Annotated in this window: 18 protein-coding genes and 1 tRNA gene; 16 read left to right on the forward strand and 3 right to left on the reverse strand. The window is 67.4% G+C overall.

What is annotated here, in order from left to right:
- Positions 1-62 precede the first annotated feature (62 nt).
- From sufC to JNL31_RS12005, 7 genes are all read left to right on the forward strand, one after another.
- Positions 63-818, forward strand: a complete 756-nt coding sequence (gene sufC / locus JNL31_RS11975) for a Fe-S cluster assembly ATPase SufC (protein ID WP_294973527.1) — start codon at positions 63-65, stop codon at positions 816-818.
- The gene (gene sufD / locus JNL31_RS11980) at positions 818-2,119 is read left to right on the forward strand and encodes a Fe-S cluster assembly protein SufD (RefSeq protein WP_294973528.1); all 1,302 of its coding nucleotides are present in this window, start codon (positions 818-820) and stop codon (positions 2,117-2,119) included. The genes sufC and sufD overlap by 1 nt, the downstream gene beginning before the upstream one ends.
- On the forward strand, positions 2,116-2,595 hold the full coding sequence (locus tag JNL31_RS11985) for a YIP1 family protein (protein WP_294973530.1): 480 nt from the start codon (positions 2,116-2,118) through the stop codon (positions 2,593-2,595). Before sufD ends, JNL31_RS11985 begins: the two co-directional genes overlap by 4 nt.
- The gene (locus tag JNL31_RS11990) at positions 2,592-3,197 is read left to right on the forward strand and encodes a YIP1 family protein (RefSeq protein WP_294973532.1); all 606 of its coding nucleotides are present in this window, start codon (positions 2,592-2,594) and stop codon (positions 3,195-3,197) included. The genes JNL31_RS11985 and JNL31_RS11990 overlap by 4 nt, the downstream gene beginning before the upstream one ends.
- The gene (locus JNL31_RS11995; protein WP_294973533.1) at positions 3,190-4,410 is read left to right on the forward strand and encodes a cysteine desulfurase; all 1,221 of its coding nucleotides are present in this window, start codon (positions 3,190-3,192) and stop codon (positions 4,408-4,410) included. The genes JNL31_RS11990 and JNL31_RS11995 overlap by 8 nt, the downstream gene beginning before the upstream one ends.
- 51 nt (positions 4,411-4,461) lie before the next feature.
- Positions 4,462-4,538: transfer RNA gene (locus tag JNL31_RS12000), tRNA-Arg, on the forward strand.
- Positions 4,539-4,605: 67 nt separating this feature from the next.
- A complete protein-coding gene (locus tag JNL31_RS12005) occupies positions 4,606-5,634 on the forward strand; it encodes an AbrB family transcriptional regulator (RefSeq protein ID WP_294973535.1) in 1,029 nt (342 codons plus the stop codon).
- 2 nt (positions 5,635-5,636) lie between these two features.
- Here JNL31_RS12005 and JNL31_RS12010 read toward each other — a convergent pair whose 3' ends face one another.
- Positions 5,637-6,290, reverse strand: a complete 654-nt coding sequence (locus tag JNL31_RS12010) for a DUF1629 domain-containing protein (RefSeq protein WP_294973536.1) — start codon at positions 6,288-6,290, stop codon at positions 5,637-5,639.
- Between the two features lie 136 nt (positions 6,291-6,426).
- On the opposite strand from JNL31_RS12010, the gene JNL31_RS12015 reads away from it, so the two are divergent.
- From JNL31_RS12015 to JNL31_RS12045, 7 genes are all read left to right on the forward strand, one after another.
- Positions 6,427-7,320, forward strand: a complete 894-nt coding sequence (locus JNL31_RS12015; RefSeq protein ID WP_294973538.1) for a metal ABC transporter substrate-binding protein — start codon at positions 6,427-6,429, stop codon at positions 7,318-7,320.
- 7 nt (positions 7,321-7,327) lie between these two features.
- Positions 7,328-8,191 carry a manganese/iron ABC transporter ATP-binding protein gene (locus JNL31_RS12020; protein WP_294973539.1) on the forward strand — a complete coding sequence of 288 codons (864 nt, stop codon included), beginning with the start codon at positions 7,328-7,330 and terminating at the stop codon, positions 8,189-8,191.
- A gap of 144 nt (positions 8,192-8,335) precedes the next feature.
- Positions 8,336-9,169 carry a metal ABC transporter permease gene (locus JNL31_RS12025; protein WP_294973540.1) on the forward strand — a complete coding sequence of 278 codons (834 nt, stop codon included), beginning with the start codon at positions 8,336-8,338 and terminating at the stop codon, positions 9,167-9,169.
- Positions 9,166-9,987 (forward strand): metal ABC transporter permease, encoded by an 822-nt coding sequence (locus JNL31_RS12030; protein WP_294973542.1) that lies wholly within the window; start codon positions 9,166-9,168, stop codon positions 9,985-9,987. The genes JNL31_RS12025 and JNL31_RS12030 overlap by 4 nt, the downstream gene beginning before the upstream one ends.
- A 41-nt stretch (positions 9,988-10,028) precedes the next feature.
- Positions 10,029-10,835, forward strand: a complete 807-nt coding sequence (locus tag JNL31_RS12035; protein ID WP_294973544.1) for a class I SAM-dependent methyltransferase — start codon at positions 10,029-10,031, stop codon at positions 10,833-10,835.
- Entirely contained in the window at positions 10,787-12,547 is a 1,761-nt protein-coding gene (locus JNL31_RS12040) for a glycosyltransferase family 4 protein (RefSeq protein WP_294973545.1), read from the forward strand. Before JNL31_RS12035 ends, JNL31_RS12040 begins: the two co-directional genes overlap by 49 nt.
- A complete protein-coding gene (locus tag JNL31_RS12045; RefSeq protein WP_294973546.1) occupies positions 12,544-13,266 on the forward strand; it encodes an SDR family oxidoreductase in 723 nt (240 codons plus the stop codon). Before JNL31_RS12040 ends, JNL31_RS12045 begins: the two co-directional genes overlap by 4 nt.
- 67 nt (positions 13,267-13,333) lie before the next feature.
- Here the strand turns inward: JNL31_RS12045 and JNL31_RS12050 are convergent, their stop codons facing one another.
- Positions 13,334-13,696, reverse strand: coding sequence for a metalloregulator ArsR/SmtB family transcription factor (locus JNL31_RS12050; protein WP_294973547.1), 363 nt, complete (start codon positions 13,694-13,696; stop codon positions 13,334-13,336).
- Between the two features lie 164 nt (positions 13,697-13,860).
- On the opposite strand from JNL31_RS12050, the gene JNL31_RS12055 reads away from it, so the two are divergent.
- Entirely contained in the window at positions 13,861-14,808 is a 948-nt protein-coding gene (locus JNL31_RS12055) for a PHP domain-containing protein (RefSeq protein WP_294973548.1), read from the forward strand.
- Positions 14,809-14,932: 124 nt separating this feature from the next.
- Here the strand turns inward: JNL31_RS12055 and JNL31_RS12060 are convergent, their stop codons facing one another.
- The gene (locus JNL31_RS12060) at positions 14,933-15,088 is read right to left on the reverse strand and encodes a hypothetical protein (protein WP_294973549.1); all 156 of its coding nucleotides are present in this window, start codon (positions 15,086-15,088) and stop codon (positions 14,933-14,935) included.
- 331 nt (positions 15,089-15,419) lie between these two features.
- Between JNL31_RS12060 and JNL31_RS12065 the strand changes: the two genes are divergently transcribed.
- On the forward strand, positions 15,420-16,055 hold the full coding sequence (locus JNL31_RS12065; RefSeq protein ID WP_294973550.1) for a YdeI family protein: 636 nt from the start codon (positions 15,420-15,422) through the stop codon (positions 16,053-16,055).
- Positions 16,056-16,086: the final 31 nt, after the last annotated feature.

The following is a 16,086-nucleotide window of genomic DNA, read 5'->3' on the forward strand; positions in this document are numbered from 1 at the left end:
ATGCTTACCCAGGTCATCGGCTGGTTCCACGACCCGCGCTGACCGACCAAAGGAAATGAAAGATGCTTGAAATCAACAACCTGCACGTCAAACTTGAAGATGAGGACAAGGTGATCCTCCGTGGTGTCGACCTGAAGGTCGGCGCGGGAGAGGTCCATGCGATCATGGGGCCGAACGGGTCGGGCAAGTCGACGCTCAGCTATGTGCTGTCGGGCCGCGAGGGCTATGAGGTGACGGAAGGCTCGGCCACGCTCGACGGGCAGGACCTTCTGGAGATGGAGCCCGAGGCGCGGGCGGCGGCGGGCCTGTTCCTTGCCTTCCAGTATCCGGTCGAGATCCCCGGCGTCGGCAACATGACCTTCCTGCGCACTGCGCTGAACGCACAGCGCAAGGCGCGCGGCGAACCAGAGGTCAGCGCGGGCGATTTCCTGAAGCTGGTGCGCGAGAAGGCCAAGACCCTGAAGATCGACGCCGAGATGCTGAAGCGCCCGGTCAACGTGGGCTTTTCCGGCGGCGAGAAGAAGCGCAACGAAATCCTGCAGATGGCGATCCTGGAGCCCCGGATGTGCATCCTCGACGAAACCGACTCGGGTCTGGACGTCGATGCGATGAAGCTTGTCTCCGACGGGGTCAACGCGCTGCGCAGCGCGGGGCGCTCGTTCCTGGTCATCACCCACTACCAGCGGCTTCTGGACCATATCCGCCCGGACGTGGTTCACATCATGGCGGCGGGGCGGATCGTCAAGACCGGCGGGCCGGACCTGGCGCTGGAGGTCGAGACCAACGGCTATGCCGACATCCTGAACGAGGTGGGCTGATGGCACTGCCCAAGGCGAAGGAAGACGCCCTGGCGGCGCGTCTTGCGGCCCTGTCGCTGCCCGCCGCAAAGGGCTGGCTTGCGGCCGCACGCAGCGATGCGCTGGCCCGGCTGACCGCGATGGGCCTGCCCGCGCGGCGCGACGAATACTGGCGTTACACCGATCCGGCCAGCCTGAACGCGACCGAGGTGCCCGTCGCCCACCGCTTCGATGCAAGCGACGAGGCCGCGCCCTTCGATGGCATGGACCGGCTGAAGATCGTCTTCGTCGACGGCATCTTCGATCCCGCGGCCTCGGACGACCTGAGCCTTGCGGGCGTGACCATCGAGCGGCTGGCGCAGGTCGGCGGCACGGACATCCACTGGGCGCAAGGCACCTATGGCGTCCTGGAAGCGCGCGGTCAGACCCCGGTCGCGCGGCCCTTTGCCGCGTTGAATTCGGCCTTTGCGACCGACGGCGTGCTGATCCATGTCACCGGCAAGGCGGCCAGGCCGGTTTCGCTGGTTTATGTCCACGAGTCAGAGACTTCCGATGCGATCCTGCATCATTGCGTGAAGCTGGAGGCGGGGGCGGAGCTGACGCTTCTGGAAAACGGTCCCGCCGCGGCGCGCTTTTCCAAGGTGCTGGAGGTCGAGATCGCCGATGGCGCGAGCTTCCATCACATCCGCCTGCAGGGCCGCGACCACGAACGCCGCGCGGTGACGCATGTCTTCGCCCGGCTCGGGGCGAAATCGCAGATGCGCTCCTTCACGCTGACTGCCAACGGCCGCCTGACCCGCAACGAGGCGGTGATCGAGCTGACCGGCGACGAGGGCCGCGCCCATGTGGCCGGGGCCACCGTCGGCGATGGCGAGTTCCACCACGACGACACCGTCTTCATCACCCATGCGGCCGTGGCCTGCGAAAGCCGCCAGGTGTTCAAGAAGGTGCTGATGAACGGGGCCACCGGGGTCTTCCAGGGCAAGATCCTCGTGAAGCCCGGTGCGCAGAAGACCGACGGCTACCAGATCAGCCAGAGCCTGCTTCTGGACGAGGACAGCCAGTTCCTGGCGAAGCCCGAGCTGGAAATCTATGCCGACGACGTGAAGTGCAGCCACGGCTCGACCTCGGGCGCCATCGACGAGACGGCGCTCTTCTACCTGCAATCGCGCGGGGTGCCGCGGCGGACGGCGCAGGCGCTTCTGGTGCTGGCCTTCCTCGCCGAAGCCATCCAGGAGATCGCCGACGAGGACATCGCCGAAGACATCCGCGCGCGGCTGGAAGGCTGGCTGGAACGGCACGGAAAGAAAGGCACGGCATGACGGTCACGACCGACCTCGTCGCCACCTGGCGGCGCCCGCGCGCCGTGCTGCGCCAGCACCTGGCGCGGGGCCGGTCCGAGGCCTTTGCCTTCACCTTCCTGCTGGTGTTCCTGATCCTCGCCTTCATCGCGCAATGGCCCGTCGCCGCGCGCGAGGCCTATCTGGCCGGTGAGCCTACGGCGCTGCCGCGCATCCTGCCGCGCGCCTATGCGGTACTGGCAACGATACCGCTCTGGTATGGGCTGGCCGCCCTTGGCCATCTGGTCGCGCGGGCGTTCGGCGGGCAGGGGTCCTGGTATGCCGCGCGGCTTGCGCTCTTCTGGGCGCTGGCGACGGTCGGCCCGCTGATGCTGCTCTATGGCCTCGTCGGGGGCATGATCGGCCCCGGCCCGGCGCTGACGCTGGTGACATTGGCGCTTGGCGCAGCCTTCCTGTGGCTCTGGGCCACGCTCCTGCACGAGGCGGAACGCGGATGACCGGCGAGTTGACCCTGTCGCACCGCATCGGTGCCCTGGCGCAACTGACGCTGCAGGACCCCCGGCAGGCGGCCCAGGTCCTGCTGGCCGAGCCGGTGCCGATGCGGGCGCGGTCGGCGGGGCTCCTGCTTGTCGCGGTCGTCTCGGCGGTGCTGGCCAACCTGCAGGCCGGGCTGAACCCGCAGCCGATGGACCCGCTCAGCGCCTTCATGCTGGCAAGCCCCTTCCGCACGGCGCTGTTCCAGTGGTTCTTCCTGGCCCTGTCGATCGTCCTGATCGACCGGGTCGGCCGGGCATTCGGCGGGCAGGGCAACTTTGCCGATGCGCTTCTGGTCGTCGTCTGGTTGCAGCTCCTGACGCTTGCGCTTCAGTTTCTGCAACTGGTCGCCACGCTGGTCGCGCCGCCCCTGGCCGGGATCATCGGGATCGGCGGCTTTGTCGTTTTCCTCTGGCTGATGACCGCCTTCATCGCCGAACTGCATGGGTTCCGCTCGCGCGGGCGCGTCTTCGTCGGCATGGTGCTGACCGCGCTTGGCACCGGGGTGATCCTTGGCACCCTGCTGATCCTGATCCTGGGGCCGGAGGCCTTCGCCGATGTATGACGTCCGGAAGATTCGCGCCGATTTCCCGATCCTTGGCCGCGAGGTGAACGGCAAGCCGCTCGTCTACCTTGACAACGGCGCCAGCGCGCAGAAGCCGCAGGTGGTGATCGACGCCATCACCCGGGGCTATGCCGAGGAATATGCCAACGTCCACCGCGGGTTGCATTTCCTGTCGAACCTCGCGACCGAGAAATACGAATCCACCCGCGGCAAGCTGGCCCGCTTCCTGAACGCCGGGTCGGAGGAGGAGATCGTCTTTACCACCGGCACGACCGAAGGCATCAACCTCGTCTCCTACGCCTGGGCCACCCCGCGCCTGCAAGCCGGGGACGAGATCGTCCTCTCGATCATGGAACACCACGCCAACATCGTGCCCTGGCACTTCCTGCGCGAACGCCAGGGGGTGGTGCTGAAATGGGTGGAGGTGGACGCCAACGGCGACCTTGACCCGCAGGCCGTGATCGACGCCATCGGGCCGAAGACGCGGCTTGTCGCCGTGACCCACATGTCGAACGTCCTTGGCACCGTGGTCGACGTGGCCGCCATCTGCCGGGGCGCGCGCGAGAAGGGCGTTCCGGTGCTGGTCGACGGCTCGCAGGCCGCCGTCCACATGCCGGTCGACGTCCAGGCCATCGGCTGCGATTTCTACGCCATCACCGGGCACAAGCTTTACGGGCCGTCAGGCTCGGGCGGTATCTACATCCGTCGCGAACGCCAGGCCGAGATGCGCCCCTTCCTGGGCGGCGGCGACATGATCCGCGAGGTCACGCGCGAGGCCATCACCTGGGCCGACCCGCCGATGAAGTTCGAGGCCGGGACGCCCGGCATCGTGCAGCAGATCGGCCTTGGCGTCGCGCTCGACTATCTGGTGCACCTCGGCATGGCCGATGTCGCCGCGCATGAGCGCAGCTTGCGCGACTATGCCCGCGACCGGCTGAACGGGCTCAACTGGCTGAACGTGCAGGGCAATTCGGCGGGGAAGGGGGCGATCTTCTCGTTCACCCTGCAGGGCGCGGCCCATGCCCACGATATCTCGACCATCCTCGACAAGCGCGGCATCGCCGTCCGCGCCGGCACCCATTGCGCCATGCCGCTGATGGAGCACTACGGCATCACCGCCTCGTGCCGCGCGTCCTTCGGGCTTTACAACACGGTCGAGGAGGTCGACGCGCTCGTCAGCGCGCTGGATCTGGCGCACGAGCTGTTCGCCTGACGCGCATCGGCCATTGAAACCCCCGCGGCCTTCCGCTAAGGACGGGCGCAGGCACCCATAGCTCAGCTGGATAGAGCGTTGCCCTCCGAAGGCAAAGGTCGCACGTTCGAATCGTGCTGGGTGCGCCAGCCCCATCCTCCCGCTCCGGCCCCGATGTCCGGCCCGTGACGGGCCCGCCCGACCTTGGACCGACCCTTGCCCATTCTGGCCCGTATTGCTGCCGGTCTTGCCCTGGGAACCCTGGGCGGCCTTGTGTTCTACACTCTGGCGCTGCCCTTGCCATGGATGCTCGGCGCGCTGTTCGTGACCATGGTGGCGGCGATTGCCGGGGTGCCGGTGCTGGGTCCGACGCGCCTGCGTCCGGCCATCGTCGCGGTGATCGGCGTGCTGCTCGGATCGCGCTTCACGCCTGCGGTGATCGGCCAGGCGGGCGAAGCGCTGGTGACGATCTCGATCCTGCTGGCCTACCTTGCCGCGGTCGCCGCCCTGGTCGTGCCCTGGTATCGCATCGTTGGGCGGCAGGACTGGACCACCGCCTATTTCGCCGGCATGCCCGGCGGGCTGTCCGAAATGGTCGAACTGGGCGAGGCGAAGGGGGCCGACGTTCCGGCCATCGTGCTGGCGCATTCGCTGCGGATCGTGCTGACCATCGGGCTGATGGCCGTGTTGTTCCGGTTGGTGCTGGGCTATGACGTTGGCAGCGCGGGCGGCGCCATTGCGGGCAGGACGCTGGACTGGCCGGACGCTGCCATCCTGACCGCCTGTGCCGTTCTGGGGGCGCTGCTCGGCCCGAGACTGCGACTTCCGGCCCCGACGTTCCTTGGCCCGCTGATCCTGTCTGCCGCCATCCACATGGCCGGGATCACTGAAAGCGCACCCCCGGGGCTGCTGATCAACGTGGCGCAGGTGGCGCTTGGCACCATCCTCGGCTGTCGCTTCCTTGGCATCGACACGCGCATGCTGTTCCGCGCCGGGCTCCTCAGCCTCGGGGCGACGGTGCTGACCCTTCTGCTCGCGGTGGCGGCGGCCTTCGCGATGCGGGCGGGCGCGGGGGTCGCGCTGGACCAGGCCATGCTGGCGCTTGCCCCCGGCGGGCTGACCGAGATGGGGCTGATCGCGCTCGCCATCCACGCCGACGTGGCCTTTGTCGCGCTGCACCATGTGGTGCGCATCCTTGTGGTCATCGTCCTGGCGCCGGTGCTGGTCCGGCTGGTGCAGCGCTAGGTTCAGAGGTCGGTCGCATCCTGCAAGCGCACCCCCTTCAGCCCGGCCCGCACCACGGCATCCCGCATCACCCGGTCGCAGAACACATCCATCGAATAAGGCGAGGCGAAGACATGCGCCCCGCCCACCGCTTCGGGCCGGAACATCAGCGCGGCCCCGCCCGCCCGATGATAGTATTTGCCGTTCACATACTCTCCTGTCTTGATCTTCACCCGGGACGCGCCCTCGTCCAGCGCGTCCAGTTCCCGCAGGACAGAGCAGAGGTGCAACTGCGGCCCCGGGCGCCCATCCCACAGGGTGAAATCGCAGGCCGCAAAGGCGAAGGCCGTGGGGTCCACCGCCAGGAACACCTGTTTCAGCGGCTCCGACACGATCCATTTCGACGCCAGCATCTCGAAATCGCGCGGCAGGCCGTTGGTCTTGCCCCCCTTCGGCGCATGGAGCAGATGCGGGCGCTCGGGATACTGGTCGGGGTCGCCGTTCGGCGGTTCGATCGTGAAGCTGCCGGGACGGCGAAGGCGGTCTTCGTTGGCAAAGTCGATCTTCGGAAAGCCACCGGCAGGCCAGAAGCTCGGCTCGATCAGGAAGTAGCGGCCCTTGGCGCGGCGCTCGGCCTCGGTCAGGGGCGGGGTGAAGGGGTGGCGGTCATCGGTCACGGCGTGGTTTCCTCCGGGTTGCAGGTCTGGCGCGGTCAGGGCAGGGCGACAAGGCAGGAATTCCCGCCACCGCATCTTGCCTACTTGCAAATGCTTCTCATTTACATTCTATTCGCCACAACCCGAGGTCCGCCCCATGCATCTGTCCCGCCGTGCCCTGCTTGTCGCCAGTCTTCTCGCCCTGCCGCTGTCGGCACAGGCGCAGGACCGGCTGAAGATCGTGACCACCTTCACGGTGATCGCCGACATGGCGCGCAACGTGGCGGGTGAGGCGGCGGATGTCGTCTCCGTCACCAAGCCCGGGGCGGAAATCCACGGCTATGAACCCACCCCGCAGGACATTGTCGCCGCGTCGGATGCCGACCTGATCCTCTGGAACGGACTTGGCCTCGAACGCTGGTTCGAGCAGTTCCTGTCGAACCTGGGCGAGGTGCCCTCGGCCACCCTGACCGACGGCATCCAGCCGATTTCGATCACTGGCGGCGATTATGACGGCAAGCCGAACCCCCACGCCTGGATGAGCCTGTCGAACGCGGGCATCTACGTCGACAACATCGCAGGTGCGCTCTCCGCCGCCGATCCGGCCAATGCCGCGACCTATGCGGCCAATGCCGAAGCCTACAAGGCCACCCTCGCCGCCGCGCTCGACCCGCTGAAAGCAGAGATCGCCGCCTTGCCCGAAGGCCATCGTTGGCTGGCGACCTGCGAAGGAGCGTTCAGCTATCTCGCCCGCGACCTTGACCTGCACGAGCTTTACCTCTGGCCGATCAACGCCGACCAGCAGGGCAGCCCGCGCCAGGTGCAGGCGGTGATCGACGGGGTGCGCGAACACGCGATTCCGGCGGTCTTCTGCGAAAGCACGGTCTCCTCCGACCCTGCCGAACAGGTCGCCCGCGAGACCGGGGCTGCCTTCGGCGGCATCCTCTACGTCGACAGCCTGTCCGAACCCGATGGCCCGGTGCCGACCTATCTCGACCTTCTGAAGGTCACCACCGAGACCATCGCCAAGGGCCTTGCGCCGACGAACTGAGGGCTTCATGCGCGACGCGACCGCAGACACCGGCAGCACCGAAGGCATCTTCGCCGAAGGCGTGACCGTCACCTACCGTAACGGCCTGACCGCGCTGACCGACGCGAGCTTCCGGATTCCGCAAGGCACGATCACCGCGCTGGTCGGCGTGAACGGGGCGGGGAAGTCCACGCTCTTCAAGGCGATCATGGGCTTCGTCCCCGTCGCCCGCGGCACGATCCGCCTGCTCGGGATGCCCGTCCGCGACGCGCTGCGCCGGAACCTCGTAGCTTACGTCCCCCAGGCCGAGGAGGTCGACTGGTCCTTCCCGGTGCTGGTCGAGGACGTGGTGATGATGGGCCGCTATGGCCACATGGGGATGCTACGCCGCCCCGCTGCCACCGACCGGGCCAAGGTCGACGAAGCACTGGCCCGCGTCGGCCTTGCCGACCTGCGCCACCGCCAGATCGGAGAACTGTCCGGCGGCCAGAAGAAGCGGGTGTTCCTGGCAAGGGCATTGGCGCAGGAGGGGCGGATCATCCTTCTGGACGAACCCTTCACCGGCGTCGACGTGAAGACCGAGGAGCAGATCATCGCCCTCTTGCGCAGCTTGCGCGACGAGGGCCATGTCATGCTGGTTTCCACCCACAACCTCGGCTCGGTCCCCGATTTCTGCGACCGGACCGTGCTGGTGAAGGGCACCGTCCTCGCCTACGGCCCGACCGAGACGACCTTCACCCGCGAGAATCTGGAACATGCCTTCGGCGGCGTCCTGCGGCATTTCACCCTCAGCGGCACCGACCTGCACGAAGACGACGACACTCGCGAGATCAGTATCCTGACCGACGACGAACGCCCCTTCGTGCAATACGGAAAGAAGGGCGACAAATGACCCGTCCCGCCTTTCACATTTGCCCAAATATCCCCGCCGGAGGCCGCCCGAGGTCTTCCGCGTTCTTCACGCGGAGGGCCGAGACAAAAGACTTGCGCGTCAGCGCTCAATTCGAAAACCGCCCCGACCCGCGCGGGGTCGGCCATGCTTGAACCCTTCGCCTACCAGTACATGACCAACGCCATGTGGGTCTCGGCGCTGGTCGGCGGCGTCTGCGGCTTTCTCTCGGCCTATCTGATGCTGAAAGGCTGGTCGCTGATCGGCGACGCCCTGTCCCACTCCGTCGTCCCCGGCGTGGCGGGGGCCTATATCCTCGGCCTGCCCTTCGCACTCGGCGCTTTCCTCTCGGGCGGCCTTGCCGCCGCCGCGATGCTGTTCCTGACCAACCGCACCGGCCTCAAGACCGATACGGTGATCGGCCTGATCTTCACCTCGTTCTTCGGCCTCGGCCTGTTCCTGATCTCGATCTACCCGACCTCCGTCTCGATCCAGACCATCACCATGGGCAACATCCTTGCCATTTCCCCCGGCGACACGGCTCAACTGGTGATCATCGGGGGCGTTTCCGCTGCCGTCCTCCTGATCCTCTGGAAGGACCTGATGGTCACCTTCTTCGACGAGGCGCACGCCCGCACCATCGGATTGCGGCCGGACGTGCTGAAGATCATCTTCTTCACCCTCCTTTCGGCCTCGACCGTCGCGGCGATGCAGACCGTGGGGGCGTTCCTCGTCGTCGCAATGGTCGTGACCCCCGGCGCCACCGCCTATCTCCTGACCGACCGCTTTCCCCGCCTTCTGGCGCTGGCTGCAACGATCGGTGCCGCGACCGGGGCCGTCGGGGCCTACATCAGCTATTTTCTCGACGGCGCGACCGGAGGCGTCATCGTCCTGCTCCAGACCGCGCTCTTCGCCCTGGCCTTCGTCTTCGCCCCGAAACACGGCCTTCTCGCCGCGAAAGCCCGGGCGAGGCAGGCATGACCGACAGCCTCCTCCTCCCGTTCCAGTTCCCGTTCATGCAGAACGCCTTCTGGATCGCGCTGATCGTGGCACCCCCTTGCGCGCTTCTCTCCTGCTTCCTCGTGCTGAAGGGCTGGGCGCTGATGGGCGATGCCGTCAGCCATGCCATCCTTCCCGGGATCGTGCTGGCCTACATGGCGGGAGTGCCCCTGCTGATCGGCGCCTTTGTCGCAGGGCTCGGCTCCGCGCTCCTGACCGGCTGGATTGCCGACAACAGCCGGATCAAGCGCGACACGGTGATGGGCGTGGTCTTCTCATCCATGTTCGCCTCGGGCGTGGTGCTGATCACGGCTTTCCCGACCGACATCCACCTGGACCACATTCTCTTCGGCAACATGCTGGGGGTGGGGCAGGGCGACCTGATCACTGCCGCCGCCATTGCCGGTCCCGTGACCCTGATCCTGGCGCTGAAATGGCGCGACCTGATGCTCCATGCCTTCGACCCCGCCCAGGCCCAGGTCTCGGGCCTGCGGACGAGGCTTCTGCACTACGGGCTCCTCGCCGTGCTTGCCCTCACCATCGTCGCCACGCTGTCCTCGGTCGGCCTGGTGCTGGCCATCGGCCTCCTGATCGCGCCGGGGGCCATTGCTTTCCTCGTGACCCGCAGTTTCGGTGCCATGCTCGTCACGGCGACCGCGGTTTGCCTGCTGGCCATGCTTACGGGCATCTACTTAAGCTTCTTCCTCGACAGCGCCCCGGGGCCGACGATCATCCTGATCCTGACCACGATCTTCCTTGTGACCTTCCTGCGGCGGGTGCTTCAGGCCCGCAACGCCTGATCCGGCTTTACGACACGGGTCCAAGCCCTTACCCATGACGCATGACACAGCCGCCCACCGCCCTGACCCGCGCTGTCGACGCAGGCCTTGCCCGCGTCGCGGCCGAACCACCCGGACCGGACCGGCTTGCCGCCCAGTTGCGGCACCTGGCGAAATGGCGATCCATCGTGTTGGCCAACACGCTCGCGGCCCGCGAGGGTACCCGCGTCGCCAGCGGACCCTTCGCCGGGATGGACTATCCGGTCGCCGCGTCCGAAGGCGCCCGCGCGCCCAGGCTCCTGGGCATCTACGAATCCGCACTCCACCCGGTGATCGAAAGCGTCATCGCCCGCGCCCCGGCCCAGGTGCTGGATGTGGGCTGTGCCGAGGGGTATTATGCCGTCGGTCTTGCCCGGCGCCTGCCCTCCGCACTGGTGCATGCCCGCGACACCGACGCCAGGGCACGCGCCCTGTGTGCCAGCCTCGCGCAGGCGAACGGGGTCGGGGACCGGCTTCGCATCGGCGGCGAAGTGGCGCACGCCGATTTTGCCCTGTGCGAGGCGGCACCGACCTTCCTGCTCTGTGACATCGAAGGCGCCGAGGCGGACCTGCTTGATCCCCGCCTTGCCCCGGCCCTGACCTGCGCCGACATTCTGGTCGAGGTTCACGAAGGCATGCGGCCCGGCCTTGTCGCCGCCCTGACCGGGCGTTTCACTGCCAGCCACCGCGTCACCAGGATCGACCGGCTGCTTCGTCCCGACCTCTTGCCCGACTGGTCCGAAACCCTGTCCGACCTCGACCGCCTGCTGCTGCTGTGGGAATGGCGCGCCACGCCGACGCCCTGGCTCTGGATGGAATGCCGCCAATGACCGCCCCCGCCAATCCCGCCCCGTCCGGCCGCACCAATGCCGCAGTCTGGTTTTCGTCCGATGGCTACGATCCGGCCAAGAAGGGCATCAACGGCCGTCGCGTCGCCGGGGCAAGCTTCCTGCGCGGGTTCTTCGCCCATGGCGAGGTGGACGAATTCGTCGCCCTGGCCCATTCCCGGGCCGACCATACCGCCTTTGCCGATCTGGCGCGCGCCTCCGGCGTGACCCGGCCCTTGCGGCAGGTCCGGCTGGACGCGCCTCAGGGGCTCGCGCCGGTCGAGGTCGTCCAGTATCCCGCTCCGACCCCGCCGACCGAGTTCTGGCGCCGCGCGCCGCATGGCGCGGCGGCCTGGGCGCTGTGCGGGATCACCCATACCACCGCGACGCGCAACGTGATGGAGACCGTCTTCCAGATGCGCTCGGCCCCGCAGATGCCCTGGGATGCGGTGATCTGCACCTCGGTTGCCGTGCAGGCTTCGATCCGCCGCCTGATGGAACTGGCCGAGGCGCATCTGGCGCAGCGCTATCGCGGCGCGGTCCTGCCCGCGCGACCGCTTCTTCCTGTGGTTCCGCTCGGTATCCACTGCGATGATTTCCGGCCCGATCCCGCGCTGGGACAGGCGCTGCGCGACCGGATCGGCGCCGACCCCGGTGATCTGGTCGTGGTCAGCATCGCTCGCCTGACGCCCGATGAAAAATTCGACCCGTTGCCGCTCTTCCTCGCCATGGAGCTTGCCGCGCAGGACTGGCGGGCACAGGGCGGGGGCAGGCTGCATCTGGTCTTGTGCGGCAAGTTCTCCGAAGCGCAGTGGGCCGACAGCTTTGCCAAGGCCGCCGCCCGGCTGATGCCCTCCTGCGGCTATCATGTGCTCGACGGCGCCGATGCCGCCGAACGCAAGGCCACGCTTTCGGGCGGAGATGTCTTTGTCTTCCCGATCGACAACCTGCAGGAAACCTTCGGCCTCGCCCCGATCGAGGCGATGGCGGCGGGCCTGCCGGTGATCGTCTCCGACTGGGACGGGATGAAGGACACCGTGACCCCGGACGTGGGCTTCCGCATCCCGACCGAACTGCCGCGCGCGGGGCTTTCGAGCTATGTCAGCCATCGCCACATGGGCGGAACCGACAGCTACATCCAGTATCTGAGCCAGGTCTCGGCGATGACGCCGCTTGATGTCGCGGCCATGGCGCGCGCGCTGGTCACGCTCGCCCGCGATCCGGACCTGCGGGCGCGGATGGGGGCCAGGGCGCGCGACCGGGCGCGGCGGCTTTACGACTGGTCGGTGGTGATCCCGCAGATGCAGGCGCTCTGGGGCGAGCAGGCGGCGATGCTGGCCCATGCAAGAAGGGTCGGCGGCCCGGCCATATCCCCGCACAGCGCCGATCTCATCCCGGTCGGTCCGGCGGTGCAAGAGATGTTTGCCGCCTACCCGACCTCGTTTTCCGACCCGGACCGTCGCCTGTCCGCAACCGGCCACCCGGACCAGCCTGCGCCACGCGAAACCTTCACGCTGCGCAACTACGCCGTTCGCGGCCGCCTCCTGGAAGATACATCCCGGATCGAGACCGTCCTTGCCGCCTATGCGTCAGCGGGCCCCCGGGGCGCGACCGAGGCCGAGATCGCAGCGACCACGCGCCTTCCCCGCCTGATGGTCGCCCGGGTGTCGCTCTGGCTCCTGAAATACAACTACCTGCAAGAGGCCCGCACATGACCCGTTCCATCCTGATCACCGGCGCCGGGGCAGGGATCGGCCGCGCCACCGCCCGCCTCTTCCTTGCCGAAGGCTGGGAGGTCACGCTCCTCGGCCGCCGCCGCGCGGCGCTTGAGGAAACCGCGAACGGCGCCCCGGCCCGCATCCTGATCGCCGACGTGGGCGACCCGGCCGACGTCGAAGCCGCTTTCGCGCAGCTTCCCCGCCTCGACGTCCTGTTCAACAACGCGGGCATCTCCGCCCCCGCCGCGCCGATCGACGAGATCCCGGTGGAAACCTGGCTTGATGTCATCCGCACCAACATCACCGGCATGTTCCTCTGCGCCCGCGCCGCCTTCGGCCTGATGCGACGCCAGTCCCCGCGGGGCGGGCGCATCATCAACAACGGCTCGATCTCGGCGCATGTCCCGCGCCCCGGCTCGACGCCCTATACCATGTCCAAGCATGCTGTGACCGGCCTGACCCGGACGCTCGGCCTTGACGGGCGCGCCTTCGACATCGCCTGCGCGCAGATCGACATCGGCAATGCCCTGACCGACATGGCTGCAAGCTTCACCACGGGCGTTCCCCAGGCCAATGGCGACACCCGTGTCGAGCCGGTGATGGATGTGGACCACGTCGCAAGCATGGTCCTGCACATGGCCAGCCTGCCCCTGGAGGTGAACACGCCCTTCGTGACCATCATGGCGCGCGACATGCCCTATATCGGGCGCGGCTAGCCAAGGTCCGGCAGCGGTTCGCCATTCCCCGCGTACCGACCAAGGGCCGTGCCTCTCCGGATGCGGTTCAGACTGCGCGGGCGAACAGGTCGGGCAGGCGACGCAACAGCTGCAGAACCCGTGCGTCCTGGATCGAGTAGTAGATCGCCTTGCCCTCGCGGCGGGTGGCGACCATCCCCTCCAGCCGAAGCCGCGCGAGCTGCTGGCTGACCGCCGCCTGCCGCTGGCCCAGAAGCGCTTCCAGCTCGGTGACCGACCTCTCGCCGCCCGCAAGATGGCACAGGATCATCAGCCGCCCTTCATGGCTCAGGGCCTTCAGGAAATCAGCCACTTCCACCGACCGGTCCACGACCCGCCGCGCAATGTCACGGTCGTCAACCCGCTCGACGCCGACGGGAATGGCTCCGGGATTGAAACGCTCAAGCGACATGGCACGACCTCACACAACTTCACATTGCAAGACGATAGCATGACCGCGATCCGGCCTCGACAGGCTCTTGTCGTTGCTTTCGCCGCCGGGCAAGGTTCCGCCGAACCTCGGGCTGCGACTCTGCCGCCGCCGCGCCGGGCCGCTTGCACGAAGGAACCCGATCCATGCGCCCCTCTGCCTTCACCGCCCCCGGCCGTTTCTGGCGCGGCAACCTGCACACCCATTCCACCAATTCCGACGGGGTGCTTTCGCCCGAGGAGGTCTGTCGCCGCTACAGGGCCGAGGGCTATGATTTCCTCGCGCTGACCGATCATTTCATCGGCATCTACGGCTATCCGATGACCGACACGCGCGCCTTCCGCGGCGACGGTTTCACCACGCTGATCGGCGCCGAACTGCATTCCGGCGCCCAGACGAACGGCGAGTTGTGGCACATCCTCGCCGTGGGCCTGCCGCATGATTTCGCGCCGCCCGTCACCACCAGTTTCATCGCCGAACCGGGGCAGGAAAGCGGCCCGGCCATTGCCGCCCGCGCCGTCGCCGCCGGGGCCTTCGTCGCCGTCGCCCATCCGCAGTGGTCGGGCCTGACCCTGGCCGATGCGCGTTCCATAGACTCCGCCCATGCGGTCGAAATCTACAACCACGGCTGCGCGGCGGGCTGCGACCGGCCGGACGGCGCCGGGATTGCCGATCTCCTCCTGACCGAGGGGCGCAGGCTGTCGCTCATCGCCACCGATGACGCGCATTTCTCCGAGCCCGACCATTTCGGCGGCTGGGTCATGGTGAAGGCAACCGAGAACACCCCCGAAGCGCTGCTGGCGGCGCTGAAACGCGGCGATTTCTATTCCAGCCAGGGCCCGCAGATCCACGATGTGCATCTCGACAGCGACAAGGTCGTGGTCGAATGCTCTGCCGCCGTCTCGGTCGTGGCGATGGGCTGGGGGACGGGGGCGAAGGGCGTCCACGGCCATTCGATGACCCGCTGCGAGGTGCCGCTTGACCGTTTGCTCGGCAGCCCCTGGGTCCGCGTCTCGGTCATCGACGCGGCCGGGAAACGCGCCTGGTCGAACCCGATCTGGCGTGAGGCAGGCAAGAACCCGCGCGTGCTCTGATCCGCGGGCAACGGCAGCGCTGCAGGGTGTTCCGCAGGTCCGGGCGTTGACAGGCCCGGTCAATCGCCGGGGGGAAGCATCATCGCGGCTGCTGACGTTTGCAGCGCGCCGCCGGTCGGGCAGATCAGGCCAGCCTTGCCTTGCGCCTGAAGAAGACCGGAATGCCGGACTGCGACTCCTGGTTCCGGCAGGTTTTCAGACTGCTGATCCGCCGCAGCGCCGGGTCTTCGCTCCACATCGCGCGGAAGCACCAGGTCAGTACGGATTTCGAACGGGCCATTTTCATCTCCCTCGGATGGTGCCGATTAACCAACTATTCCCGCATAGGTTGTGCTTGGCGTGACCGTTCTGGGGAAATCCCGGGAAAGATCGTGGCGGGATCGTGAAAAGGCGCAAAGGATCGAACGATGGCCCGAAATCGGGTCGGTTGTTGCGCACTCTGGCGCGGCGCAACGCTGAAATCAGCTCCGGGGGACAGGGCAAGGGCAGCCTGCCGGGCCACACGCATCGGCTGAGTCGCCTGCCTCCGACCGCCGAAAGAACGGTATCTGGCAGATCCGGTCTTGCACCAATGCGCGCCTGCGCCGACACTCTCTCTCAGGAGGATGGCGATGACCGACCGCGCCATGATCACCGATGTCGAGGACTTCTTCGCCAGGGGCTGCGGCCGCTGCGACCGCTTCGCGACGCCTGACTGCTCGACCCGGCTCTGGTTGAAGGGCCTCCTGACCCTCCGCCGCATCTGCCGCGATGCGGGCCTGACCGAGACCGCGAAATGGGGCCATCCCTGCTACATGCACGCGGGCCGCAACATCGCCATCATCGGCGCCTTCCGAGATGATTTCCGCCTGACCTTCTTCAACGCCGCCCTGATGCAGGACCCGGAGCGCGCGTTGCAGAAGCAGGGCCCCAACACCAAGCACCCCGACTGCATCCGCTTCACCGACAACGACGCGCCCGCTGCAATGGAACCCGTGATCCGCGCTTATCTCGCCGAAAGTATGGGCTACGCCGAAAGGGGCATCCTGCCGACGAAGGAGCCGTCCGAGGTCGACATGCCCCCGGAACTCATCGAGGCGCTGGATGCCGACCCCGATCTGGCCGAGGCCTTCGCCGCCCTGACGCCGGGGCGGCAGAAAAGCTGGGCCTTCCACCTGAGCACGGCCAAGACCAGCACCACGCGGCTGTCGCGCATCGAGAAAGGTCGGGCCAAGATCATGGCAGGCAAGGGCGCCACGGAATACTGATCGGAGGCCGACCCTCAGCCCGACTCCTCAT

The organism is Tabrizicola sp. (assembly GCF_016792905.1).
Classification (GTDB): Bacteria; Pseudomonadota; Alphaproteobacteria; order Rhodobacterales; family Rhodobacteraceae; genus Tabrizicola.

Excerpts from the sequence above, each read along its gene's own strand:
- sufC (WP_294973527.1), top strand. The coding sequence starts at position 63 with ATGCTTGAAATCAACAACCTGCACGTCAAACTTGAAGATGAGGACAAG.
- JNL31_RS11995 (WP_294973533.1), top strand. The coding sequence starts at position 3,190 with ATGTATGACGTCCGGAAGATTCGCGCCGATTTCCCGATCCTTGGCCGC.
- JNL31_RS12065 (WP_294973550.1), top strand. The coding sequence starts at position 15,420 with ATGACCGACCGCGCCATGATCACCGATGTCGAGGACTTCTTCGCCAGG.
- JNL31_RS12025 (WP_294973540.1), top strand. The coding sequence starts at position 8,336 with ATGCTTGAACCCTTCGCCTACCAGTACATGACCAACGCCATGTGGGTC.
- JNL31_RS12030 (WP_294973542.1), top strand. The coding sequence starts at position 9,166 with ATGACCGACAGCCTCCTCCTCCCGTTCCAGTTCCCGTTCATGCAGAAC.
- JNL31_RS12020 (WP_294973539.1), top strand. The coding sequence starts at position 7,328 with ATGCGCGACGCGACCGCAGACACCGGCAGCACCGAAGGCATCTTCGCC.
- JNL31_RS12035 (WP_294973544.1), top strand. The coding sequence starts at position 10,029 with ATGACACAGCCGCCCACCGCCCTGACCCGCGCTGTCGACGCAGGCCTT.
- JNL31_RS12015 (WP_294973538.1), top strand. The coding sequence starts at position 6,427 with ATGCATCTGTCCCGCCGTGCCCTGCTTGTCGCCAGTCTTCTCGCCCTG.
- JNL31_RS11985 (WP_294973530.1), top strand. The coding sequence starts at position 2,116 with ATGACGGTCACGACCGACCTCGTCGCCACCTGGCGGCGCCCGCGCGCC.
- JNL31_RS12045 (WP_294973546.1), top strand. The coding sequence starts at position 12,544 with ATGACCCGTTCCATCCTGATCACCGGCGCCGGGGCAGGGATCGGCCGC.
- JNL31_RS12055 (WP_294973548.1), top strand. The coding sequence starts at position 13,861 with ATGCGCCCCTCTGCCTTCACCGCCCCCGGCCGTTTCTGGCGCGGCAAC.
- JNL31_RS11990 (WP_294973532.1), top strand. The coding sequence starts at position 2,592 with ATGACCGGCGAGTTGACCCTGTCGCACCGCATCGGTGCCCTGGCGCAA.
- sufD (WP_294973528.1), top strand. The coding sequence starts at position 818 with ATGGCACTGCCCAAGGCGAAGGAAGACGCCCTGGCGGCGCGTCTTGCG.
- JNL31_RS12050 (WP_294973547.1), bottom strand. The coding sequence starts at position 13,696 with ATGTCGCTTGAGCGTTTCAATCCCGGAGCCATTCCCGTCGGCGTCGAG.
- JNL31_RS12060 (WP_294973549.1), bottom strand. The coding sequence starts at position 15,088 with ATGGCCCGTTCGAAATCCGTACTGACCTGGTGCTTCCGCGCGATGTGG.
- JNL31_RS12040 (WP_294973545.1), top strand. The coding sequence starts at position 10,787 with ATGGCGCGCCACGCCGACGCCCTGGCTCTGGATGGAATGCCGCCAATG.